The sequence below is a fragment of the Mammaliicoccus sp. Dog046 genome, from assembly GCF_034039665.1.
Lineage (GTDB): Bacteria > Bacillota > Bacilli > Staphylococcales > Staphylococcaceae > Mammaliicoccus.
Genome location: NZ_CP120131.1, coordinates 1 through 25,755 on the forward strand (window position 1 = coordinate 1; position 25,755 = coordinate 25,755).

23 protein-coding genes, 1 riboswitch and 1 other annotated feature are annotated in these 25,755 nt (G+C 34.3%); of the genes, 22 read left to right on the forward strand and 1 reads right to left on the reverse strand.

Translation table 11 applies throughout. From position 1 onward, the window contains the following. The first annotated feature begins 24 nt into the window (after positions 1-24). From dnaA to gyrA, 11 genes are all read left to right on the forward strand, one after another. Positions 25-1,365: a chromosomal replication initiator protein DnaA gene (gene dnaA / locus P3U32_RS00005; RefSeq protein ID WP_323703570.1), complete on the forward strand. Its 1,341-nt coding sequence runs from the start codon at positions 25-27 to the stop codon at positions 1,363-1,365. Positions 1,366-1,530: 165 nt separating this feature from the next. Beyond that, positions 1,531-2,664 carry a DNA polymerase III subunit beta gene (dnaN, locus tag P3U32_RS00010; RefSeq protein WP_323703571.1) on the forward strand — a complete coding sequence of 378 codons (1,134 nt, stop codon included), beginning with the start codon at positions 1,531-1,533 and terminating at the stop codon, positions 2,662-2,664. A 108-nt stretch (positions 2,665-2,772) separates the two neighbouring features. Then, complete coding sequence (locus P3U32_RS00015; RefSeq protein WP_416361229.1) at positions 2,773-3,021, forward strand: helix-turn-helix transcriptional regulator; 249 nt, start codon at positions 2,773-2,775, stop codon at positions 3,019-3,021. 5 nt (positions 3,022-3,026) lie between these two features. Next, the gene (locus P3U32_RS00020; RefSeq protein ID WP_323703574.1) at positions 3,027-3,926 is read left to right on the forward strand and encodes an ABC transporter ATP-binding protein; all 900 of its coding nucleotides are present in this window, start codon (positions 3,027-3,029) and stop codon (positions 3,924-3,926) included. Further along, positions 3,919-5,163: an ABC transporter permease gene (locus tag P3U32_RS00025; protein ID WP_323703576.1), complete on the forward strand. Its 1,245-nt coding sequence runs from the start codon at positions 3,919-3,921 to the stop codon at positions 5,161-5,163. The genes P3U32_RS00020 and P3U32_RS00025 overlap by 8 nt, the downstream gene beginning before the upstream one ends. A 126-nt stretch (positions 5,164-5,289) precedes the next feature. After that, complete coding sequence (locus P3U32_RS00030) at positions 5,290-6,021, forward strand: DsbA family protein (RefSeq protein ID WP_323703578.1); 732 nt, start codon at positions 5,290-5,292, stop codon at positions 6,019-6,021. A 19-nt stretch (positions 6,022-6,040) separates the two neighbouring features. Further along, positions 6,041-6,454, forward strand: a complete 414-nt coding sequence (locus P3U32_RS00035) for a disulfide oxidoreductase (protein WP_323703580.1) — start codon at positions 6,041-6,043, stop codon at positions 6,452-6,454. 277 nt (positions 6,455-6,731) lie between these two features. After that, positions 6,732-6,962 (forward strand): S4 domain-containing protein YaaA, encoded by a 231-nt coding sequence (yaaA, locus tag P3U32_RS00040; protein ID WP_323703582.1) that lies wholly within the window; start codon positions 6,732-6,734, stop codon positions 6,960-6,962. 3 nt (positions 6,963-6,965) lie between these two features. Beyond that, positions 6,966-8,081: a DNA replication/repair protein RecF gene (recF, locus tag P3U32_RS00045; protein WP_323703583.1), complete on the forward strand. Its 1,116-nt coding sequence runs from the start codon at positions 6,966-6,968 to the stop codon at positions 8,079-8,081. 22 nt (positions 8,082-8,103) lie between these two features. Then, positions 8,104-10,026: a DNA topoisomerase (ATP-hydrolyzing) subunit B gene (gene gyrB / locus P3U32_RS00050; RefSeq protein WP_323703584.1), complete on the forward strand. Its 1,923-nt coding sequence runs from the start codon at positions 8,104-8,106 to the stop codon at positions 10,024-10,026. A 33-nt stretch (positions 10,027-10,059) separates the two neighbouring features. Beyond that, entirely contained in the window at positions 10,060-12,669 is a 2,610-nt protein-coding gene (gene gyrA, locus P3U32_RS00055; RefSeq protein ID WP_323703585.1) for a DNA gyrase subunit A, read from the forward strand. Between the two features lie 56 nt (positions 12,670-12,725). On the opposite strand, the gene P3U32_RS00060 is transcribed toward gyrA, so the two are convergent. Further along, positions 12,726-13,535: an NAD(P)H-hydrate dehydratase gene (locus P3U32_RS00060; protein WP_323703586.1), complete on the reverse strand. Its 810-nt coding sequence runs from the start codon at positions 13,533-13,535 to the stop codon at positions 12,726-12,728. A gap of 222 nt (positions 13,536-13,757) precedes the next feature. Here P3U32_RS00060 and hutP point away from each other — a divergent pair, with 222 nt between their 5' ends. The 11 genes from hutP to P3U32_RS00115 all read left to right on the forward strand — a co-directional run bounded on the left by hutP (position 13,758) and on the right by P3U32_RS00115 (position 25,746). Next, positions 13,758-14,195, forward strand: coding sequence for a histidine utilization transcription antiterminator HutP (gene hutP, locus P3U32_RS00065; RefSeq protein WP_323703587.1), 438 nt, complete (start codon positions 13,758-13,760; stop codon positions 14,193-14,195). A gap of 92 nt (positions 14,196-14,287) precedes the next feature. Continuing rightward, positions 14,288-15,772, forward strand: coding sequence for a histidine ammonia-lyase (hutH, locus tag P3U32_RS00070; RefSeq protein ID WP_323703588.1), 1,485 nt, complete (start codon positions 14,288-14,290; stop codon positions 15,770-15,772). A gap of 27 nt (positions 15,773-15,799) precedes the next feature. After that, complete coding sequence (locus P3U32_RS00075; protein WP_323703589.1) at positions 15,800-17,110, forward strand: YjiH family protein; 1,311 nt, start codon at positions 15,800-15,802, stop codon at positions 17,108-17,110. A gap of 17 nt (positions 17,111-17,127) precedes the next feature. Further along, the gene (hutU, locus tag P3U32_RS00080) at positions 17,128-18,795 is read left to right on the forward strand and encodes a urocanate hydratase (RefSeq protein ID WP_323703590.1); all 1,668 of its coding nucleotides are present in this window, start codon (positions 17,128-17,130) and stop codon (positions 18,793-18,795) included. Further along, entirely contained in the window at positions 18,788-20,029 is a 1,242-nt protein-coding gene (gene hutI / locus P3U32_RS00085; RefSeq protein WP_323703591.1) for an imidazolonepropionase, read from the forward strand. Before hutU ends, hutI begins: the two co-directional genes overlap by 8 nt. 48 nt (positions 20,030-20,077) lie before the next feature. Continuing rightward, positions 20,078-20,272, forward strand: a binding site (T-box leader). A 64-nt stretch (positions 20,273-20,336) separates the two neighbouring features. Further along, the gene (gene serS, locus P3U32_RS00090) at positions 20,337-21,614 is read left to right on the forward strand and encodes a serine--tRNA ligase (protein ID WP_323703592.1); all 1,278 of its coding nucleotides are present in this window, start codon (positions 20,337-20,339) and stop codon (positions 21,612-21,614) included. 125 nt (positions 21,615-21,739) lie between these two features. After that, positions 21,740-22,255, forward strand: coding sequence for a YceI family protein (locus P3U32_RS00095; RefSeq protein WP_323703593.1), 516 nt, complete (start codon positions 21,740-21,742; stop codon positions 22,253-22,255). Positions 22,256-22,537: 282 nt separating this feature from the next. Continuing rightward, positions 22,538-23,218 carry an AzlC family ABC transporter permease gene (locus tag P3U32_RS00100; protein ID WP_323704812.1) on the forward strand — a complete coding sequence of 227 codons (681 nt, stop codon included), beginning with the start codon at positions 22,538-22,540 and terminating at the stop codon, positions 23,216-23,218. After that, positions 23,215-23,541, forward strand: coding sequence for an AzlD domain-containing protein (locus P3U32_RS00105; protein WP_323703594.1), 327 nt, complete (start codon positions 23,215-23,217; stop codon positions 23,539-23,541). The genes P3U32_RS00100 and P3U32_RS00105 overlap by 4 nt, the downstream gene beginning before the upstream one ends. Before the next feature lie 67 nt (positions 23,542-23,608). After that, positions 23,609-23,710, forward strand: a riboswitch (SAM riboswitch). A gap of 70 nt (positions 23,711-23,780) precedes the next feature. After that, complete coding sequence (gene metX / locus P3U32_RS00110) at positions 23,781-24,749, forward strand: homoserine O-acetyltransferase MetX (RefSeq protein ID WP_323704813.1); 969 nt, start codon at positions 23,781-23,783, stop codon at positions 24,747-24,749. A 79-nt stretch (positions 24,750-24,828) separates the two neighbouring features. Next, positions 24,829-25,746: a DUF2232 domain-containing protein gene (locus tag P3U32_RS00115; protein WP_323704814.1), complete on the forward strand. Its 918-nt coding sequence runs from the start codon at positions 24,829-24,831 to the stop codon at positions 25,744-25,746. Positions 25,747-25,755: the final 9 nt, after the last annotated feature.

Consider the following 25,755-nt stretch of genomic DNA (forward strand, 5'->3'; position numbering starts at 1 on the left):
ATTTATATTAGAAAGAGGACCTTTATGAATTCAAAAGAAGAAATTTGGGAGCAAGTATTATCTATTGCTGAAGAACAAATCGCTTCTGCTGGTTATAATACTTGGTTTAAAGGGACGTATTTACATCAAATAGATAGTAATCGTGCAATTGTAGTTGCACAAAGTCCTTTTGTTGCTGAGTGGTTAACTAATAAATATCATGAACATGTCATTAATTTTATTTATGAAGTGATTGGCGATAAAGTTCAAGTTAAATTTATATCAGAAGAAGATCTAGAAAGTGAAGATTTCTCAGTACCTGCAAAGCAAACTAAAGAAATCGATGAACACGAAGAAATACCAAATAGTCAACTTAATAGTAACAACACATTTGATACATTTGTTATTGGTCCAGGCAATCAGTTCCCACACGCAGCTTCATTAGCTGTTGCTGAAGAACCAGCGAATGCGTATAATCCATTATTTATATATGGTGGTGTTGGTTTAGGTAAGACACACCTTATGCATGCAATTGGTCATTACGTCTTGGAACAGAATCCAAACGCAAATGTACTATATACATCAAGTGAGAAATTTACCAATGAATTTATCAAATCTATTAGAAAAAACGATACCGAGAGCTTTAGAGACAAGTATCGTAACATTGATGTTCTACTTATAGATGATATCCAATTCATTCAAAAGAAAGAACAAACGCAAGAAGAGTTCTTCCATACGTTTAATGATTTACATCAAAATAAAAAGCAAATTGTTATCTCAAGTGATCGTCCACCTAAAGAGATACCTACATTAGAAGATCGTTTAAGAACACGCTTTGAATGGGGCTTAATTGTAGATATTACGCCACCAGATTTTGAAACAAGAATGGCTATTTTACAGAAGAAAATCGAAGAAGAAAACCTTGATTTGCCTGTAGAAGCACTCACATATATCGCAAACTCAATTCAATCTAATATTCGTGAATTAGAAGGTGCTTTAACAAGAGTCTTAGCCTATTCAAAACTACGCAACAAACCTATCAATACAGACTTAGTTGCTGAAGCACTTAAAGATATTATTTCTACACCGAGATCTACTAAAATCACTATTCAAGACATACAACAAGTAGTTGGTAAGATGTATAACGTTCGCATTGAAGACTTTGCAGCTAAAAAGCGTACCAAATCCATCGCTTATCCAAGACAAATAGCTATGTACTTATCTCGTGAATTAACGGATTTCTCTTTACCAAAGATTGGTGAAGAATTTGGTGGTCGTGATCATACAACTGTTATTCATGCTCATGAAAAAATTAAAAAAGATCTAGAAAATAATCCTGAACTTAAAAATGATTTAGAACAACTTGAAAAACAAATCCGTGGATAATGTGGATAAGTTGTGCACATCCATACACAAATTATTAACATGTGAATAACTTTTGTGACGCGATTTCAAAGGGCTTATCCACCAATCCACAGCCCCTATGACTATTACTATGATTTTAAAAGATATATAATTAATATATAACGACTGGAAGGAGTTTTATAAGTTATGAAATTTACTATTCAAAGAGATTACTTTCTTAATCAACTGAATGATACATTAAAAGCTATTTCACCAAGAACAACATTACCAATACTCACAGGAATCAAAATCGATGCAACAGATAAAGGTATTATCCTCACAGGATCAGACTCTGAAATCTCAATCGAAATTACAATCAATGAAAATATTGATGGTGAAAAAATTGTAGATATAGAAGAAAAAGGTTCTGTCGTACTTCCAGGACGTTTCTTTGTAGATATTGTTAAAAAATTACCTGGTAAAACAGTAAACATATCAACAAACGACCAATTTAAAACATTAATTACATCTGGACATTCAGAATTTAATGTTAGTGGATTAGATCCAGATCAATATCCATTATTACCTCAAGTCTCTGAAGACGATGCGATTAAATTACCAATCAAAGTATTAAAGAACATTATCGCACAAACGAACTTTGCAGTGTCCACCTCAGAAACACGTCCTGTATTAACAGGTGTAAACTGGTTAATCCAAAATAATGAATTAATCTGTACTGCAACAGATTCACATAGACTTGCTTTAAGAAAATTAAAATTAGAAGATGAATCCATCGAAGATAAAAATGTTATCATTCCTGGTAAAGCACTTTCTGAATTAAATAAAATCGTTTCTGATTCTGAAGAAGATATCAATATTTTCTTCGCAAGTAACCAAGTGTTATTCAAAGTTGGTCATATTAACTTTATTTCAAGATTATTAGAAGGGAATTACCCAGATACTACGAGATTATTCCCAGAAAATTATGAAACGAAGTTAACTTTAAATAATAGTGAATACTACCACGCAATTGATCGTGCATCATTATTAGCACGTGAAGGTGGAAATAACGTTATTAAATTATCAACAGATGTCGATAAATTAGAATTATCTTCAACTTCTCCAGAAATTGGTACTGTTAAAGAAGATGTATCTACAGATCATGTTGAAGGTGAATCATTAAAAATATCATTCAACTCTAAATACATGATGGATGCATTAAAAGCCATCGACCATGATGAAGTACAAATTGAATTCTTCGGTACAATGAGACCATTTATTCTCAAACCTAAAGGCGATGAAACAGTTATACAACTTATCTTGCCAATCAGAACTTATTAATAGACTTAAGCGAAACAGTGAGCTGTTTCGCTTTTTTTATGTTCATCGTGTCAAGTTTGCTTGACATGTAATCGTGTTTTAGATAATGTAAAGTTAACTTGACAGGAAGTGGTTATATTGAAAAACAAAGTTTATGAATATCGTACTCAGAAAAAAATAACGCAAAGTGAATTATCGAGATTAGTGAATGTATCAAGACAAACAATCAATTCGATTGAACGTAACAAATTTAATCCAACGTTAGTGTTGGCACATAAGCTTTCTCAAGTATTCGGAGTATCGATTGATGAAATGTTTATTTTTGAAGAAGATGAAAATATTGATTTTGCTTTAATGCAATCAGAAGGGGAGGAATAGTTTGAATGACGTTATTAATTAAAGATGTATCCAAAAAATTTAAAGACTTTACAGCTGTACATGAGGTTAATTTAGAAGTACCAGCTGGCACAATGTATGGATTCCTTGGTGGTAATGGTGCGGGGAAGACAACGACGTTTCGTATGATATTAGGATTATTGCCAAAAACATCTGGTGTTGTTACTTTCAACGACAGACCGATTGATTATTCAATGACAAATACAGTCGGATATTTACCAGAAGAAAGAGGTTTGCATCCGAAATTAAAAGTATGGGAACAAGTCCATTATTCAGCAAAGCTTAAAGGCATGAATAAAAAAGACATCGACAGAGAGTTAGATTATTGGTTAAAGCGATTTGATGCATTTCAAAATAAAGAAAAAAAGATTGAAGCACTGTCGAAAGGGAATCAACAAAAAGTTCAATTAATTGCATCAATCATTCATAAGCCAGACTTGTTAATTCTGGATGAACCGTTTAGTGGTCTAGATCCAGTAAACGTAGAATTACTAAAATCTGCAGTTAAAGACTTAAAAGAAAGTGGTACAACGATTATCTTTAGTTCTCACCGAATGGAACATGTAGAAGAACTGTGTGACTATATATGCATCATGAATAAAGGGAAATCGATTGTTTCAGGTTCTATTGACAAAGTTAAAGACGATTTCGGTAAAAAAGATATCTTCATCGAGGGAGAATATGACTTTACATTCTTAAAAGATTTCGAAGGTGTCGAACAATTCGAATCAACTAAAAAAGGTGTAAAACTAACAATCTCAGATGAAACGTACGCAGAAGCTATTTATCAAAATGTAATTAAACTTGGATATTTAAAACGATTCCATGTTGCTGAGCCATCTCTCAACGATATCTTTATTGCTAAAGTAGGTGAACAAAATGAATAAATTTACAACGACATTTAATTTAACTTATTTGCAAAAGGTAAAAAGTAAGTCATTTATCATAATGACTGCAATATTTATGATTTTTATATTTGGATTAAGCAACGTTGATAAAATTATAGAACTATTTGATAACGACAGTAAGACTGTTGCCATACAGACAGATAACGAAATGGTTTATAAAACGTTAGAAAAGCAATATAAGCAAAGTGATGATATCAAGAAAGTGAAGAAAGTATCGCTTAAAGAAGGTAAAAAGGGCGTTGAAAGCGAAAAGTATAAACGTTTGGTTCAAGTGAATGTTAACGCAGAAAAAGTTTCAGGTACGATTTATGAAAAAGGAAAAGTAAGTGAAAAAGAGAAATTAACTTTACAAACGACGTTAAGTCAAATGCAATCGTCATTGACGGCTCAAAAACTTAAACTATCACAAGAAGATTTAAAAACATTAAACACGCCAAGTAAAGTTGATACTCAAGAAATAAAATCAGACAATCAGCAATCCAATAAAATAAATCCAAAGGTACAATCGTTAAATACAGCTGTTGTATATATCATTATTTGCTTATCAGTCTTTATTGTGATGAACTACGTTAACCAAATCGGTTCTGAAATTGCGACTGAGAAGACAACACGTGTCATTGAAATGATTGTTACAAGTGTGAAACCATCTATACACGTCACTGCGAAAATTCTTGCTGTGATAGCAGTAGCATTTACACAGCTTTTCTTTATAGCACTTGCGATTGTGATTAGTATCTTTGCTTTTGATTTGAAAGGATTGTTTGAAGCAGCTGGTGTACAATATGGCCCTGAGACGACAAAAATCATCATATATGGAACGATATTCTTAATTTTGGCTGTTATATCCTATATTTCATTAGCGGCTATTCTAGGGGCGCTGACGAGCCGTATAGAAGATCTCGCTCAATCAATGATGCCAGTTAATTTTATAGCTTTAGCGTCGTTTTATATTGCATTATTCAGCATGTCTAATCCAGATACATTACTTGTTAAAATCACAAGCTTCATTCCGTTACTGTCTCCAATGGTCATGTTATTGAGAACGTTATCTGAAACGACACCAGAGTGGCACTTAATATTAGGTATTGTGATATCCGTACTAACAAGTGTTATCTTACTGATTATTGCAGCAAGAACATATCGTGGCAGTGTGCTCACTTATGAAAAAGGCATTGTAAAGAATTTCAAAAATGCATTAAATATAACAAAGTCATAAATATTAAAGCGTAAATGCCCAGAATCTGTCACAAAACCTTAATGAATTTTTGTAGAACAGTATAGAATTTACTGAAAGGTTATTATAAAATTTATATTAATAACTAAGGAGATTGAGGGATTTTATATGGCAAATAAGAATAGTAACGGGAATATCATGTTTCTTATGATAACAATACTTGTAATTGTTGTTGGTATCGTATTACTTGTTGTATTTGGTGGGAACGGTAGCAGCAACAAAGAAGATAGTTTATTTGATCGAACTGTTAAAGCAATGGACTTGTCTAAAGATACAGCAAAGAATCCAACGCATAAAAAAGACAAAGCAAAAGTTCAAATCGTAGAATTTGGAGATTTCAAATGCCCATCTTGTAAAGCTTTTGAAACAAATTATATGGATCAACTTGAGAAAGATTATATAAATAAAGACAAAGTAGAATATCGATTTGTGAATGCACCATTCCATGGAGACGGTTCTGAACTAGGCGGTGCATCAGCACATGCTGTTTATAAAGTTGCACCAGATGCGTATTGGAATTATCACAGAGCATTATTTGAAGCACAACCAGATGATCACAATGAACAAAGTGATGACGAATGGTTAACGCTAAAAGTAGTTCAAAAAGCAGTAGACAACTTAGATATTGATAAAGCTAAAAAAGATGAAATCATGAAGTTAGTCAAAGATAGAAATTCAGAATCATATAAACAAATGAAAAATGATTCGGATTTAGTGAAAAAATATGATGTCACTATGACACCAACTATTGTTATAGATGGCAAAGTACTTGCTGATCCAATGGACTTTGATAAAGTAACTAAAGCAATCGATCAAGCAGTAAAAAAGAAAGAAAAATAACTTAAAATAGGTGATATATTTGAAACAGCAATATGCACTATTTATTTCCTGGGTAATTGCTTTAGTTGCAATGCTTGGTAGCTTGTATTTTAGTGAAATACGCGAATTTGTACCGTGTACACTATGTTGGTTCCAGAGAATATGCATGTATCCACTCGTATTAATTTTAGGAATCGGTTCGTTTCAGAATGACTATAATGTGAAAAAGATCGCATTGCCGTTATCTTTAATAGGACTATGTATATCAACGTGGCATTATTTAGAACAGAAAGTACCTGGTTTTGCTGAAATTAAGCCGTGTACGCAAGGTGTGCCATGTACTTCTGAATATATCAATGTATTTGGCTTTGTAACGATACCATTCTTAGCAGGATTAGCATTTTTATTAATAAGTTTAATTTTAATCTTTGTTAAGAAAGAAAAGCATATTTAAAATTCAAATTGAGGTGGGAGCGGGACAGAAATCTAATTTATATAAAAAGATTTCGTATTCCCGCTCCGGCAAGGATGACTAGAGTTGAAGAAAGCTTGATACAAGCGTATTTTCAACTCAGTCATCTACTGCCAAGATACTAAAAGAGATTGAGACATTACATTATGTCCCAATCTCTTATTTTTATTTAATTAAATAACGTGCAAGAAAAGCATTCAAAAACATGATTTTTTATGGAAAAAAAGGTATAATATAGAGATGACTAATTAAGATTGGAGTGAAGATAGTGGTAAAAGATATCTCAGTTGAAGACGATATAACTTTAGGTCAATTCCTAAAAAATGAAGGCGTCATCGGAACGGGTGGTCAGGCTAAATGGTTCCTCCAAGATGAAGAAGTATTGATCAACGGTGAACGTGAAACACGCCGTGGCAAAAAATTACATGATGGTGACATAATTGAAGTGCCTTTTGAAGGACAATTTCGAATTAACCATCAAAGTGAATAAGTTATGATATTAAAGCAACTTACTTTAAATCATTATCGAAATTATGAAAAGTGTACACTTCAATTCAATTCAAATGTAAATATATTAATTGGCGAAAATGCCCAAGGTAAGACGAATTTACTGGAATCTATTTATACACTAGCTTTAGCTAAGAGCCATAGAACCTCAAATGATAAAGAACTCATACAGTTTGGTGAAGAGTATGGTAAAATAGAAGGTGTACTTAACTATCGTCATGGAACTATGCCTATTTCGTTAATCATTACAAAAAAGGGCAAAAAGGCGAAAGTAAATCATTTAGAACAAAGCCGATTAACACAATATATCGGTCATTTAAATGTGGTGTTGTTCGCACCAGAAGATTTGAATATTGTAAAGGGAAGCCCGCAAATCAGACGACGTTTTATTGATATGGAACTCGGTCAGATGTCTGCGGTCTATTTAAATCATTTATCTAATTATCAAAGATTACTTAAACAGAAGAATCATTATCTCAAGCAATTACAAATTGGGAAGATGAAAGATCGAACAATGTTAGAAGTATTTAACGAACAATTTTCAGAAGCGGCAGCAAATGTGACATTAAAACGTGCACAATTTATTAGCGAATTAGAAAAAATCGCAGAAGTTATTCATCAAGGTATTACAAGTCAAAATGAAACTTTAACAGTGCAATATGAACCTAATATTAAACTTGCTGAAACATACCAAGATGTAACGGAGTTGAAAGATGCATTTTATGAATTTTTAAATACTTCAATGGACAAAGAAATTGAACGTGGAAGTGCTAGATTTGGTCCACACCGTGACGATATCAGTTTCCATGTAAATGATATGAATGTACAAACTTATGGTTCTCAAGGACAACAGCGTACAACAGCATTATCTATTAAACTTGCCGAAATCGAATTAATCAATCAAGTTGTAGGTGAATATCCAATATTGCTGTTAGACGATGTATTAAGTGAACTTGATGATAAGAGACAAACCCATTTGTTGAGTACAATTCAAGAGAAGGTTCAAACTTTTGTTACTACAACATCTGTAGATGGAATTGAACATGAAATTATGAAAGATGCCAAGGTATTTAATGTATCTAAAGGCAATATTATTGAGTAGATGAAAGTGAAGGTGGAAATACGTGTCAGAACAAAATAACGCTTCAAGTTATGGTGCAGATCAGATACAAGTATTAGAAGGTTTAGAGGCAGTCCGTAAACGCCCTGGTATGTATATAGGTTCTACAGCCGCAAGAGGTTTACACCATTTAGTATGGGAAATCGTAGATAATAGTATCGACGAAGCATTAGCTGGATATGCAGACCATGTAGAACTTGTTATTGAGAAAGATAATTGGATCAAAGTAACAGATAACGGTAGAGGTATTCCAGTTGATATTCAAGAGAAAATGGGACGTCCTGCTGTAGAAGTTATCTTAACCGTATTACACGCAGGTGGTAAATTCGGCGGTGGCGGATATAAAGTATCTGGTGGCTTACACGGTGTTGGTTCTTCTGTCGTAAACGCTCTTTCTTCTCAACTAGAAGTTTATGTTCATCGTAATAATGAAATATATCATCAAGCATATAAAAGAGGTGTACCAGCTTTCGATTTGAAAGTTGTTGGTGAAACAGAACATACAGGTACGACAATTCGTTTTAAAGCGGATAGTGAAATATTCACGGAAACGACTGTATATGATTATGAAACATTGCAGAAACGTGTACGTGAATTAGCATTCCTAAACAAAGGCATTCAAATTTCATTGAGAGATGAAAGAGATGACGAAAATATTCAAGAAGATTCATACCACTACGAAGGCGGTATTAAATCTTACGTTGAAATGCTTAATAAATCTAAAGAAGTATTATATGATGAGCCGATTTATATTCATGATTCTAAAGACGATGTCGAAGTTGAAATTTCACTTCAACATAACAGTGGATTTGGTACAACATTACTTACTTATGCGAATAACATTCATACTTATGAAGGTGGTACGCATGAGGATGGATTTAAACGTGCATTAACACGTGTAATCAACAGCTATGGCATAAAGAACAAATTACTTAAAGAAAGTGAAGAAAAGCTTTCAGGTGAAGATGTTCGTGAAGGTATGACTGCTGTAGTTTCTGTGAAACATGGTGATCCTCAGTTTGAAGGACAAACGAAAACAAAACTTGGTAATTCTGAAGTACGTCAAATTGTTGATAAATTATTCTCAGAACTATTTGAACGATTCTTATTAGAGAATCCAAACGTTGCAAGAATTGTTGTAGATAAAGGTGTTATGGCATCTAGAGCAAGACTTGCTGCTAAAAAAGCGAGAGAAGTAACAAGACGTAAATCTGCATTAGAAGTTTCAAGTTTACCTGGTAAACTTGCAGATTGTTCAAGTAAAAAACCTGACGAATGTGAATTATATATCGTAGAGGGTGACTCTGCGGGTGGTTCAGCTAAACTAGGTCGTGACTCAAGAACACAAGCAATCTTACCGCTACGTGGTAAAATCTTAAACGTTGAGAAAGCACGTCTAGATAGAATATTAGGTAATAACGAAATTCGCGCAATGATTACTGGTTTAGGGACTGGTATTGGTGGAGAATTTGATATTAGTAAAGCACGTTATCATAAACTAGTTATCATGACAGATGCCGATGTTGATGGTGCGCATATTCGAACGCTCCTATTAACATTCTTCTATAGATTTATGAGACCGTTGATTGAAGCGGGATATGTTTATATTGCACAACCGCCTTTATATAAAGTTGAACAAGGTAAGAAGAAATATTACGTATTCAACGATAGAGAATTAGATAAATTAAAAGAAGAACTAAGCGCTACACCTAAATTATCTATAGCACGTTACAAAGGTCTTGGAGAGATGAATGCTGATCAATTGTGGGAAACAACAATGAACCCTGAAAATCGCGCAATGCTTCAAGTAACACTGACTGATGCGATAGAAGCTGACGAAACGTTCGAAATGCTTATGGGAGACGTAGTTGAGTTTCGTCGTCAATTTATTGAAGAAAATGCCGAATACGCAACGTTAGATATATAAAGCATCATTTACGATTTAAGGAGGATATGATTAATGGCTGAAACACCACAATCAAGAGTGAGTGAACGTAACATCAGTAAAGAAATGAAAGAGTCATTTTTAGATTATGCAATGAGTGTTATTGTCTCTCGTGCATTACCGGATGTTAGAGATGGTTTGAAACCTGTTCATAGACGTATTTTATACGGTATGAATGATCAAGGAATGACTTCAGACAAACCGTATAAAAAATCTGCACGTATCGTTGGTGACGTAATGGGTAAATATCACCCACACGGTGACTCATCAATTTATGAAGCAATGGTACGTATGGCACAAGACTTTAGTTATAGATATCCATTAGTAGATGGCCAAGGTAACTTTGGTTCTATGGATGGTGACGGTGCGGCTGCAATGCGTTATACAGAAGCACGTATGGCTAAGATTACTACTGAGTTGTTGAGAGATATTAATAAAGATACTATCGATTTTCAAGACAACTATGATGGTAATGAAAGAGAACCGGCAGTCTTACCTGCTAGATTTCCTAATTTACTAGTGAATGGTACGTCAGGTATTGCCGTTGGTATGGCGACAAATATTCCACCTCATAACTTAAACGAAGTGATAGATGGTGTCTTGGCTTTAAGCCGTGATCCTGAAATCACAACAAATGAGTTAATGGATATTGTACAAGGACCAGACTTCCCAACTGCTGGATTAATTATGGGTAGAAGCGGTATTAGACGTGCTTATGAAACTGGTCGTGGTTCAATCTTAATGAGAGCACGTTCAGAAATTGAAGTTATGAAGAGCGGCAAAGAGAGAATCGTCGTAACGGAAATTCCTTATCAAGTGAATAAAGCGAGATTAATTGAAAAAATTGCTGAACTTGCACGTGATAAGAAAATAGAAGGTATTACTGATTTAAGAGATGAAACAAGTCTGAAAGTCGGTGTACGAATTGTAATAGAAGTTAGAAAAGATGCAAACGCTAATGTTATCTTGAATAACTTATATAAACAAACACCGTTACAAACATCATTTGGTGTGAACATGATTGCATTAGTAGACGGTAAGCCTAAATTATTAGGATTACGCGCAGTACTATATCATTATTTAGAACACCAAAAAGAAGTCGTAACTAGACGTACGAAATATAACTTGAAAAAAGCACAAGATAGAGCGCACATTTTAGAAGGTTTAAGAATTGCGTTAGATCATATAGATGAAATCATTAAATTGATTCGTGAGTCACAAAGTGATTCAGAAGCGATGGAAGGTTTACAAAATCGTTTTAAATTATCTGAGCGACAAGCACAAGCGATATTAGATATGCGTTTACGTCGTTTAACAGGATTAGAACGTGGCAAAATTGAAAGTGAGTATCAAGACTTACTTAAACTAATTGAAGAACTAAAAGAAATCTTAAATGATGAAGAGAAATTATTAGAAATCATTAGAGAAGAAATCACTGAAATTAGAGATAAATTTGGTGACAAACGTCGAACTGAAATCACTGCAGCAGGACTTGATCAAATTGAAGATGAAGATTTGATTCCTGAAGAACAAATTGTGATTTCATTAAGCCATAATAACTATATTAAACGATTACCAGTTTCTACATATCGCTCTCAAAATAGAGGCGGTCGTGGTGTTCAAGGTATGAATACAATTGAAGATGATTTCGTAAGCCAATTAGTAACATTAAGTACGCATGACCATATTTTATTCTTTACGAATAAAGGTCGCGTATATAAACTTAAAGGTTATGAAATTCCTGAAATGTCTAGACAGTCTAAAGGATTACCAATTGTGAATGCTTTAGAGATAGATAAGGATGAAAGCATCAGTACAATGATTGCTGTGAAAGACTTATCAAGTGAAGAACATTACCTCGTATTTGCGACTAAGCACGGTACAGTGAAACGTTCTAAACTATCTAACTTCTCACGCATAAACAAAAACGGTAAGATTGCCATTAACTTTAAAGAAGGCGATGAACTGATAGCGGTTAGACTGACGGATGGTTCGAAAGAAATCATTATAGGTACAAAACACGCATCACTTATACGCTTTGATGAAACACAATTACGTCCATTAGGTAGAACTGCTGCGGGTGTAAGAGGTATTTCATTAAGAGATGAAGATGAAGTAATTGGTTTAGATATTACGGATGAAGATCAAGAAGATGAAATTCTTATTGTAACTGAGAATGGATTTGGTAAACGAACTTCAGCAGACCAATATCGTATTTCTAATCGTGGTGGTAAAGGTATTAAGACGGCAACATTAACAGAGAAAAATGGTAGCCTTGTTTGTATTACAACTGTGACAGGTGACGAAGACTTAATGATCGTTACAAATTCAGGTGTAATCATAAGATTACATGTAGCAGATATTTCTCAAAATGGCCGTAGCGCTCAAGGTGTTAAATTAATTCGCTTAGGTGAAGATCAACATGTAGCAACTGTTGCTAAAGTAGAGCCAGATGATGAAGAAATAGCAGAAACTCCAATCGAAGGTGCATTAGAAGGAACAGAAACAACTGATGCAACAGCAATTGAAGAAGATGCGAATGCGGAAAAAGAAGACTTAAGAGAAGACTTCATGGAACGCGTAAATGAAGATATTGAACAACAAGATAAAGACGATAACGAATAAAAAGAATAAAATAAAAAGAATCTCAGACATTAATCAATGTCTGAGATTCTTTTTATTTATGCTTCAAATGATTTCATTGCGTATGGTATTTCATCAATCAGTTTGGATGGCGGTACGATATACATGTCTTTAGATAATTTTTCTCCAATGTAACTGTGTATATAAGTCGCGTTAATGACCGCTTCTTCTTGATCAAATTGGCCTACAAAACTTGTAATCATGCCTGCAAGTGTATCTCCCATTCCACCAGTTGCCATTGCAGGTGTCCCGATGGATAGTTTGTATACATTATCTTTAAAGAATAATTCAGTGCCGTGTTTCTTTAGAACCACAGTTGCATTTAATGATTCTACGGCTGCTTTATTTTTTTCATATGTTTGTTCTTCTATTGGAATGTTACTTAATCTTTCCCATTCTTTTTGATGAGGGGTGAAGATGATTTCACAGTCAGGTAAAGTGTGTTTTAATTTGCTTAATATTGTAATCGCATCTCCATCAATAATTAATGTCTGATGAGATTGGATGTTCTGGAATAGGAATGTTAATGTATTGTTTCCTTTAAAGTCTAAACCAAGTCCTGGTCCGATTAATATACAATCGGATTGTTCTATTAGTTTAGAAAGTTTTTTCAAATCTGTAATGTCTGAAACCATCGCTTCGGGACAACGTGAGTGCAAGGCAGCGAAATTAGATGAATGTGTTGAGACTGTAATAAGACCACTCCCACTAAATACACATGCTCTTGCTGCAAGTATGATAGCACCACCTAAATTGGCATTACCACCGATTAATAATATCCTACCATAATCCCCTTTGTGAGATTGTTGCTCTCTCTTTGGAATTGTGACAGATGAAATTGTCTTCATGTTAACCCACCTTCAATTAATTGTACGATTTATTATGCCACTTTAATTACGAAATGAACAGTCTATTTTTAAAAAGATTACAAACCATTTCCTTTATTAAGCTAATGTATTAATCAATCACTACGTTACGAATATTCTGAAAAGTATTGTCAGAGGAATTTTGAAAGCGTATACTGAATGAGAATATAGACATTAGTTATTAGACGAGATAGGAGCTTTAATATGACTGAACAAATTTCAATCGGCAAATATGCTACTTTATTGACGCTCACAACAGAGACAACTGCACAACAATTGATGCCACAATGTAAAGACATGCAATTTTTAGTTGGTAAGATTGGTACAATGTCATTAAATAAAATTATTGCGTCTGTTGAAACAGCAGCAAGAAGAGAAGGAATCATTTCTGAAAATCATTATAGAGAAACGCATGCTTTATATCATGCTATCTTAGAAGCGGTTAATGGTATTACAAGAGGTGAATTATCTATCGGTGAAGTCATGAGAACAGTAGGATTAAAATTTGCAATCGTACGTGGTCGTCCTTATAAAGATATTGAAGAAGGCGAATGGATTGCAGTTAGTTTGTACGGTACGATTGGTGCACCTATCAAAGGAAAAGAACATGAAACAATTGGATTAGGAATAAATCATATATAAGACATAGAAACGCCTATTAGTTATTAGATATTAGAAGGTGCAGCAAATCTTTATTTGTTGTATTTTTTTGTGTCCAAAAAAGGAGTGTTTTGATGGCTTTAATACTAAATGGGAAAGACTTAACAATTCAAGATATTAAGGAATTTTTAAATGATAATGATCAAATAGAAATTTCTGAGGAAGCATTAGTGAATGTTAGAAAAAGTAGAGAAACAGTAGAAAAGATTATTAAAAATAAAGAGACAATTTACGGTATAACTACTGGGTTTGGATTGTTTAGTGATGTATTAATAGAGAAAGAAAAATATAACGACTTACAAGTTAATTTAATACGTTCCCATTCATGTGGAATTGGTAAACCATTTCCTGATGAAGTCTCACTCGTAATGATGATCTTAAGGTTAAATACTATGTTAAAGGGACATTCAGGTGTAACAGTATCACTTGTTGAGTTACTGGTAGCATTTATAAACAATAGAATCATCCCTGTCATACCAGAACAAGGATCACTTGGTGCGTCTGGAGATTTAGCGCCGCTGTCTCATTTAGCATTGGCATTAATCGGTGAAGGTGATGTGCATTTTAAAGGTGAAAGACGCAATGCGAAAGTAGTGTTGCACGAAATTGGATTAGAACCACATGCACTACAAGCGAAAGAAGGATTAGCGCTTATCAATGGTACACAAGCGATGACATCACAAGGGGTAATCGCATATATCGAAGCGGAAAATATCGCTTATCATTCAGAATGGATTGCATCATTAACACATCAAGCATTGAATGGCATTGTGGATGCATATGACGAACATGTTCATATCGCTAGAAATTTTGTTGAACAAGTGGATGTAGCGGAAAGAATGCGCAATTGGTTATCCGGATCTCAATTAACGACACGACAAGGTGAAATACGCGTACAAGATGCGTATACATTAAGATGTATTCCACAAATACATGGGGCAAGCTTCCAAGTGCTTAATTACGTCAAAGAAAAATTAGAACTAGAAATGAATGCAGCGAATGATAATCCACTTATTTTTGATAAAGATGATGAAACATTGGTTATTTCAGGGGGGAATTTCCATGGACAACCAATCGCTTTCGCAGTAGATTTCTTGAAAATTGGTGTCGCAGAATTAGCAAATGTATCTGAAAGAAGATTAGAAAGACTTGTTAATCCGCAACTTAATGGTGGATTACCTGCATTCTTAAGTCCGGAACCAGGTTTACAAAGTGGTGCGATGATTATGCAATATGCAGCCGCTTCACTTGTATCTGAGAATAAAACATTAGCACATCCAGCAAGCGTAGACTCTATCCCATCATCAGCCAACCAAGAAGATCACGTATCAATGGGAACAATCGGGGCACGTCATGCATATCAAATTATTCAAAATGTAAGAAGAGTCATATCGATAGAATGCATTATTGCATTACAAGCAGTTGAAATCAAAGGGGTGGAGAAATTATCTCCTAAAACAAGAGAAAAATATAATGAACTCAGAAATATCGTACCATCTATCACCGAAGATCGCGTATTTCATCATGATATAGAAAAGGTTTGTGAATACTTAAGATAATTAGTAATCAAACAAAGGGGTGTTTTGATGAATCATATGCAATTAGAGAACAAAGGCAAGGATATGTGGAGATTTTATGTGTTTAGTTTATTAGGGGTATTGTTATTCTTTGTACCAATTAAAATTGGAGAAAACAATACGATTTTAGTGGATCATATACATTTAGGTGTACGTGCTTTGATTGGAGATTTTATGGCTTATTATGCACTTATTATCATTTTAATAGGGGCAATATTACCGGTCGTTCGCATGGATTTTCGAAAATCAATTATGGACTTTATATTAGTATTGTTCAAAGTCCTCGGTGCAGTGATTGGCTGTATGTATGTCTTTAAAATAGGACCGTCTTTACTCTTTCATCCTGATTATGGACCGTTTCTATTTGATAAATTGATGTTACCACTCAGTGTGCTGATACCTGTTGGTGCCATCGCATTATCATTCTTAGTCGGATATGGTCTTCTTGAATTTATTGGCGTACTCATGCAACCTATCATGCGACCAATATTCAAGACGCCAGGGAAGTCTGCTGTCGATGCAGTTGCGTCATTTGTAGGAAGTTATTCTTTAGGATTGCTCATTACAAATCGTGTCTATAAAGATGGTATGTATAACAAGAAAGAAGCGGTGATTATCGCAACTGGATTCTCAACGGTATCAGCAACATTTATGGTTATTGTAGCAGGGACTTTAGATTTAATGGATATGTGGAATTTATTCTTCTGGAGTACGTTGGTAATTACGTTTATTGTTACCGCAATTTCAGCACATTTACCGCCTATTTCGAATGAATCAGAAGCTTATTACAATAATCAAGAAGGCCAGAAAGAAGTGAAAGTTGAAGGGAATTATTTTAAAGCTGCTTATAAAGAAGCAAAACGTCAATCGCATCAATCGTTAACTTTATTTCAAAATATCATGACCAATTTAAAAGACGGTCTAGAGATGACGATGGCGATATTACCTTCCATTTTATCTATAGGATTTTTAGGCTTAGTGCTAGCCAATTTCACACCTATTATAGATTGGTTGAGTTATATATTTTATCCATTTATTTATCTGTTTCCTATCGATGATAAACCACTATTAGCGAAAGCTTCTACGATTTCTATTATCGAAATGTTCTTACCATCACTTCTTGTTGTGAAAGCATCTATTGAAGTGAAGTTTGTTACAGCTATTACAAGTATCTCAGCGATTATATTCTTTTCAGCGTTGGTACCTTGTATTTTGGCAACAGATATTAAAATTCCAATTTGGAAATTAATCGCAATATGGTTTATTCGCGTTTCACTAACTTTATTAATCGCAATACCATTTAGTTTATTAATATTTTAAAAAAGGGGAAATGACATATGTCTAGACAAATAAAAGCTAAAAAAGGTTTAGAAATTGAATGTAAAGGTTGGGAACAAGAAGCGGTTCTACGTATGCTTTATAACAATTTAGATCCAGAAGTTGCAGAACACCCAGATAAATTAGTTGTATACGGTGGGATTGGTAAAGCAGCACGTAACTGGGAGAGCTTTGATGCTATTGTTGAAACGTTAAGAAGATTAGAAAGCGATGAAACGATGTTAGTTCAATCAGGGAAACCGGTAGCGGTATTTAAGACACATGAAGAAGCGCCACGTGTACTATTATCAAATTCAGTTCTTGTTCCAAAGTGGGCAAATTGGGAACACTTCCATGAATTAGATAAGAAAGGCTTAATGATGTATGGTCAGATGACGGCCGGTAGCTGGATTTATATAGGATCTCAAGGTATTGTTCAAGGGACTTATGAAACATTTGCTGAATTGGCGAATCAACATTTCAATGGTTCATTGAAAGGAACGATTACACTTACGGCAGGATTAGGTGGAATGGGCGGTGCACAACCACTTGCTGTTACGATGAATGAAGGTGTTGTCATTGGCGTAGATGTGGATCCTTCAAGAATAGAGAAGAGAATTGAAACACGTTATTGTGACATTATGACAGATTCATTAGATGAAGCGTTGGAAAAAGCTGAAAATGCTAGAAATGAAGGAAAACCTTTAGCAATAGGTCTAGTAGGAAATGCTGCTGAAGTTCATCATGAAATCTTGAGACGTGGATTTAAAATAGACATCGTTACAGACCAAACGTCTGCGCATGATCCTTTAAATGGCTATGTGCCTGAAGGATATTCTTTAGAAGAAGCAGATCAATTAAGAGAAAGTGATCCTAAGAAATATGTTGAGTTATCATCGGCATCTATGAAAAAACACGTTGAAGCGATGTTAGCATTCCAAGAAAAGGGTTCAGTCGCTTTTGATTATGGTAATAATATTAGACAAGTGGCTTTTGATGAAGGTTTAACGAATGCATTTAACTTCCCAGGATTCGTGCCAGCATATATTCGACCACTGTTCTGTGAAGGAAAAGGACCTTTCAGATTTGCGGCATTAAGTGGTGATCCTAAAGATATCGAGAGAGCAGATAGACTGATGAGAGAATTATTCCCAGAAGATGAAAAGCTGATGCGTTGGTTAGATATGGCAACTGAAAAAATCGCGTTTCAAGGTTTGCCTTCACGTATTGCATGGTTAGGTTATGGAGAACGTGCGAAGATGGGTCTTGCTCTAAATGAACTTGTTAGAAATGGAGAAATATCAGCACCAATCGTTATCGGTCGTGATCATTTAGATTCTGGATCAGTAGCATCTCCAAATAGAGAAACAGAATCTATGAAAGACGGTTCAGATGCAGTTGGAGACTGGGCAATATTGAATGCTTTAGTGAATACTGCAGCAGGTGGTTCATGGATATCCGTCCATCATGGTGGTGGTGTAGGTATGGGTTATTCATTACATGCTGGTATGGTCGTTGTTGCAGATGGAAGCGAACGTGCAGATAGACGACTTGGAAGAGTACTTACTTCAGATCCGGGAATGGGTGTAGTGAGACATGCTGATGCAGGATATGACATTGCTATTCAAACAGCTAAAGATAAAAATGTAGATATTCCAATGTTAAAGGAGAAGGAAATCAATGAATGATATCATAATTCAAAACATAGGCGCATTAATTTTACCAAAGAAGACAGAAGGACCACTAAAAGGGGAAGCATTAGATGAATTAAAAATCGTAAATAACGGAACAGTTGTCGTTAAAGATGGTAAAGTGGTTTATTCAGGTGAATATTCTGAAGCTTACGAAGCAAAGGAAATCATTGATGCTTCAAACAAAGTGGTATCACCTGGTTTAGTAGATGCACATACGCATTTAGTGTTTGGTGGTTCAAGAGAACATGAGATGGCACTAAAACAACAAGGCGTGAGTTACTTAGATATATTGAAACAAGGTGGAGGCATCTTAAGTACAGTAGCATCAACACGTCAATCAACAGAAGCTGAACTTTACGAGAAGTCTAAAAAAGAAATGGTTAGAATGATTCAATTTGGTACAACAACAGTTGAAGCGAAAAGTGGATACGGTTTAGATAAAGAAACAGAATTAAAGCAATTGAATGTGGCACATCAATTAGATCAAGATATGCCAATGAGAATGAAACATACATTTTTAGGACCACATGCGGTACCGAAAGAAGCAAAAGATAACGCAACATTTTTACAAGAAATGATTGATTTATTAGATGATGTTAAAGATAAGGCAGACTTTGCAGATATATTCTGTGAAACGGGTGTGTTTACGATTGAAGAGTCACGTCGTTATATGCAAGCAGCGAAAGAAAAAGGATTAAAAGTGAAAATACATGCTGATGAAATTGATCCATTAGGTGGTTTAGGATTAGCAATTGAAGAAGGCGCAATTTCAGCAGATCATTTAGTAGCATCAAGTGAAGCGGACAAACAAGCGTTAAGTAATAGTGATACGGTTGCAGTATTATTACCTGGAACGACATTCTATTTAGGCAAAGACCAATATGCAGATGCAAGAGGTATGATTGCTAACAATGGTGCGATTGCGATTGCAACCGACTTTAATCCAGGTAGCTGCGTAACAGATAACCTACAACTTGTGATGAGTATTGCAGCACTTAAATTAAAGCTTACGCCAAATGAAATATGGAATGCCGTAACAGTCAATGCAGCAAAAGCAATCGATGTTGAAGCAGGTACAATCGAAGCTGGAGATCAAGCAGACATTGTCGTATGGGATATTCCGAATCATGAATATTTACCTTATCATTATGGTGTGAATCATGCTGAAGTTGTCATTATTAATGGAAAAAAAGTGTATCAGAATACAGGATTATTAAATGTGACATAAGTAAAGCTTGAAAATAAGATATCTATTTGATATATTTATGTTAAATTAATATCCATATTGTTTAGGAACAAGTAGTTTAAGTGGGATTGTGAAGAGAGCTTGTGGTTGGTGAAAACAAGTCATGAAACTTAAATGAATCTATCCTTTTAAGAAAAACAATCGGTTTAAACCGTTATATGACTTAAAGTGCAGTCTTCAAGACTGTTAAATAGGGTGGCAACGCGTAAGCACCACGTCCCTTGTGCAGAACAAGGAACGTGGTGCTTTTTTTCTTAAACAATGATGGAATGAGAGGGAGGAAAACGATATGTTAGATATCAGATTAATTAGGACTGAACCTGAACTTGTGAAAGACAAAGTAGCGAAAAGAGGAGATGACCCTAAAGTCATCGATGAAATTTTAGAGATTGATAAGAAAAGACGTGAACTTATTGCTCAAACGGAAGAACTCAAATCACGCCGTAATAAAGTAAGTGGGGAAATTGCACAGAAGAAACGTAATAAAGAGAATGCTGATGATGTTATTTTAGAAATGCGTCAAGTTGGAGATCAAATTAAAGAAATTGATCAAACGCTTAATCAATTAAATGAAGATGTAACTTATAAATTAGTAAGAATTCCAAATTTAATCAGTGATGAAACACCAGTAGGTAAAGACGAAGACGACAATATTGAAGTACGTAAATGGGGAACACCAAGAACATTCGATTTTGAATCTAAAGCACATTGGGACTTAGTTGAGAGTCTTAATATGGCTGACTTTGAAAGAGCAGCGAAAGTATCAGGTGCGCGCTTTGTATTCTTAACTGGGCAAGGTGCTCAACTTGAAAGAGCATTGATGAATTTTATGGTAACGATGCATACAATGCAACATGGTTATACAGAAATGATGGTACCTCAACTTGTAAATGCAGATTCAATGTTTGGTACAAGCCAATTACCAAAATTTGAAGAAGATTTATTCAAAGTAGAAAAAGAAGGACTATATACAATTCCAACAGCAGAAGTACCATTAACGAACTTCTACCGTAATGAAGTATTACAAAATGAACAATTCCCAATCAAATTCACAGGACAATCAGCTTGTTTTAGAAGTGAAGCGGGATCAGCAGGAAGAGATACAAGAGGTTTAATTCGTTTACATCAATTCAATAAAGTTGAAATGGTGAGATATGAACGTCCAGAAGATTCATTTAAAGCATTAGAAGAAATGACTGGTCATGCTGAGAATATACTACAAGCATTAGAGTTACCATATCGAACAGTGAATCTTTGTACAGGTGATATCGGTTTTGGAAGTACTAAAACATACGATATTGAAGTATGGTTACCAAGCTACAATGATTACAAAGAAATTAGTTCTTGTTCAAATATGACTGACTTCCAAGCACGCAGAGCTAATATTAGATTTAAACGCGATAAAGATGCCAAACCTGAATATGTGCATACTTTAAACGGAAGTGGATTAGCAGTAGGTCGTACATTTGCGGCTATCGTAGAAAACTATCAAAACGAAGACGGTACAATTACTGTTCCAGAAGCGTTAGTACCATTCATGGGCGGTAAAAAAGTAATAGAACTATAAATGTGTTAAATACTATAAAAAGGGTAATCATATATTGGTTGCTCTTTTTTTGTATTTAAAGCTTGAATATACTTTTTATATCTGATATACTAAGTATACAAATTAAATAAAGGGAGTTTTGACACATGACAAATTTCAATTTTGACAAAGCACATAGTAGTTTAGAATTTACAGTAAAGCATTTAATGGTATCTCGCGTTAAAGGTACATTTGAAGATTATGATGTAGAAGTATCAGGGGACATTAATGATTTTTCATCATTAAAAGCTAAAGTAACTATAAAAGCAGATTCAATCAATACTAAAAATGCAGATAGAGATGCACATTTGAAATCAGCAGATTTCTTCAGTACAGATGAAAATCCAAACATTACTTTTGAAACTAAATCTATAAGTGAAGATTCAATTACTGGTGATCTTTCAATTGCTGGTACAACACACGAAGAAACATTTGATGTAGATTTCAATGGAGTAAGTAAAAATCCTTTAAACGGTGAAACAGTAACAGGATTTGTAGTATCAGGTAAAATTGATCGTGATAAATATGGCGTATCATTTAACCAAGCATTAGAAACTGGTGGCGTAATGATCGGTAGAGATGTGAAATTCGAAGCAAGTGCTGAATTTGGTTTAGGTGAATAATCATTAAATATAAATAAAGGTGTTTGAGAAATAACTTAGACACGTTAAACTGTCGATAAAGACTCAGTCTTTGTCGACAGTTTTTTATTTGAGGAAGCGCTATGATGTTGATGCTTGATATTGATAAAGTAAAGTCCGATTGGTATGATGAAAGGCATACATAATAAAATGAAATTACACCAACGTCAGACTGAGGTTAGACAAACGTTAGACTTACTTCGTGTGTTCATTTGTTGAATTGGGGGCGTTGTTTTGAAGCGTGATACAACTGTAGGAGGCTCTATGTTCTTACTAGGTGTGAAAGATTGTTTACCTACAATGCTAGGTTATTTTAGTGTTGCTTTAGCTTTTGGTATTGTTGGTATGTCATCTGGTTTATCTATATTAGAAATCACTTTGTTATCGATTTTTGTATATGCTGGAGCTGCTCAATTTATTATATGTGCACTTGTAGCTATTCATTCTCCGATATCAGCTATATTTTTAACGATATTCTTTGTGAATTCTCGTATGTTTTTACAGAGCTTAACGCTCTTTCCACCATTTAAAAATAATTCCCTTATATCGAATATAGGTATTGGGTCATTAGTCACTGATGAATCATTTGGTGTGGCGGTAACAAAATATGCGAAAGATAAGAAATTGGATCCTATGTGGATGCATGGGCTCAACATATCTGCATATTTAATGTGGATTATTGTTTCTTTGATAGGAGCTTGGATCGGTAATATGATTCCAAATCCAGAAATGTTTGGTTTAGATTATGCTTTATCAGCGATGTTTATATTTTTATTAATTGCGCAATTTGAATTAATTCGGAAAGATAAAGTGATGTATTATTTGTATTTAATAGTACTAACAGTGATTTGCATGTTGTTGTTTACAATTTTTATGCCCACATATATTTCGATATTATTATCTACAATTGTCGCTTCTATCATTGGGGTGGTGTTTGATAAATGAGTATTTCAATGTATTTAATCATTATTATCATAGGATGTTTTGCTATTACATGGGTGATTAGAGTAGCACCGTTTATATTATTAGCTAAATTAGATTTGCCTAACGGTGTGATTAAATGGCTACAGTTTGTGCCTATATGCTTGTTTACAGCACTTATCGTTGAAGGGATGTTAAACAAAGGAGAAGGATTTGGTTATACATTCAATGTCGAAAGTATAGTTGTTGCTATTCCAACCATTATTATCGCGCTTGTGACAAAGAGTTTAACGATTTCGGTGATAGCAGGTATGATCGTGATGGCAATGGTTCGTTTATTGATGTGACTTTCATTTGTATACGTATTGAAAGTGCTTTAATTTTCTAGTATTCTTAATATAAATTATATAGCAAAGCTTATTCAGAGAAGTTGAGGGATTTGGCCCTACGACACTTCAGCAACCGGTCATTTTAGATACGGTGCTACTACCAACGAGTTTACTCGCATAATAAGGATGATGAGAACTTCTTACTTCTTTACGAGTAAGAAGTTTTTCTATTTAAATACAGAGGGGGTTCTAAAGTGATGATTTCTCGAGAGACAGATGTAATTGAATTAGGTCGATTTGAAACAGATTCAGGGGAAGTAATAGACAACTTGAAACTTCAATATGAGTATGTAGGTTACAAAGGGCAGCCCCTTGTTGTCGTTTGTCATGCATTAACTGGTAATCACTTAACATACGGTGATGATGATTCGCCAGGGTGGTGGAGAGAAATTATTGATGGAGGCTATTTATCTATCAATGATTATCAATTTATTACTTTTAATGTGATAGGGAGTCCGTATGGGTCTAGTTCGAAACTCAACACGCCTAATTTCCCTGAAAAACTCACAATGAGAGATGTATCTAGAGCGAATATATTAGCATTACAACATATGGGGTATGAAAAAATAGACGTTCTGATTGGCGGCTCTTTAGGTGGTATGCAAACGTTGGAAATGTTATATGACGGTTCTCTCACAGTAAAAAAGGCGGTCATCTTAGCAGCAACAGAGAAGACGTCTTCGTATAGCAGAGCGTTTAACGAAATTGCGAGACAAGTGATACATATGAATGGGCAGGACGGTTTGAGTATCGCTAGACAGCTCGGTTTCTTAACATATCGTTCGAGTAAAGATTATGAATCAAGGTTTACAGCAGATGAAGTTGTCAGTTATCAAAAATATCAAGGCAACAAATTTAAAGATGTCTTTAATAAGGATTGTTATTTAACATTATTAGATGTCTTAGATAGTCATGATATATTTAAAGGAAGAGATGATGTTGAAACGCGATTGAATAATCTTGAAACGAAAGTATTAACTTTAGGATTTGCAGATGACTTATTATATCCAGATGATCAAGTAAGAGCTTTAGGACGATTCTTTAAATATCATCGTCATTTCTATGTACCAGATAATGTTGGACATGACGGTTTCTTGTTGAACTTTGGAGATTGGGCACCAAATGTTTATCATTTCTTAAAGTTACATAAATTTAAAGCGCGTTAACGCATAAAGAAGGCACCTATATTGTTTTAAAGGATAAATATCTGTAAAATAGAGAAAGATGTTTAAAATAGATTGGGAAGTGAAAAATTTGTCTTTTAAAGTCGATATAAGAGCGACAGTAATAGCAACATTATTATTAGTGTTAAGTGTTGGCATTATGCATGTTGTACCAACCTTAGCAATCATTATATTACCTTTCATTACAATACCGGGAACAATACTATGGTACCGTTCGAAACCATCGTTTTTCGTAGCAGTAGTGATAACGTTATGTGCAACAGTGTTATTAGGGAATGTTTATTTATTAACAACAATGACACTGATTATATTTATGAGTGTATTTGTAGGTCAATTATTGATTGAACGTACATCAAAAGAACGTACATTATACTTAGTAACAACATTTATGAGTATTTTAACAATTTGTAGTGTGCTCATTTTGCAAGTTACAGGCCATTTACAAACAACAACTAAATTATTCAGTCAATTACAAGATGGTGTTTCTTCACAAATACAAATGAGTGGCATGGTAATGCCTGAATATGAAGCGGCATTACAACAAGTAGTTAATTTTATGCAAGTTATCGTTCCAGGATTTATCGTAATAAGTATCTTACTATTTGTGTTGGTTAATCTACTTGTAACATTTCCGATATTGAGAAAGTTTAAAGTAGTGACACCAGTATTTAGACCATTATTTATGTGGCAAATCAATCGTAGTGTGGCAACAATTTTTGTCCTTGCTATACTTGCAGGTTTCTTCGTAAAGGAAGAGAATGTAGTGGCATATGGCATAGTCATTAACTTACAATTTGTGTTAGAATGGGTTATATTTATCCAAGCATTATCGTTATTCCATTTATATGTCAAAGTTAAAAAATTACCTGTCGTTGTTGGAATATTAATTTTTGTTTTTGCCTTTATCTTTAATAAGTATGCTTACTTGTTTGGCTTGATGGATATTTGGTTTAATTTAAAACAACGCATAAAAAAGTAAATTGAGGTG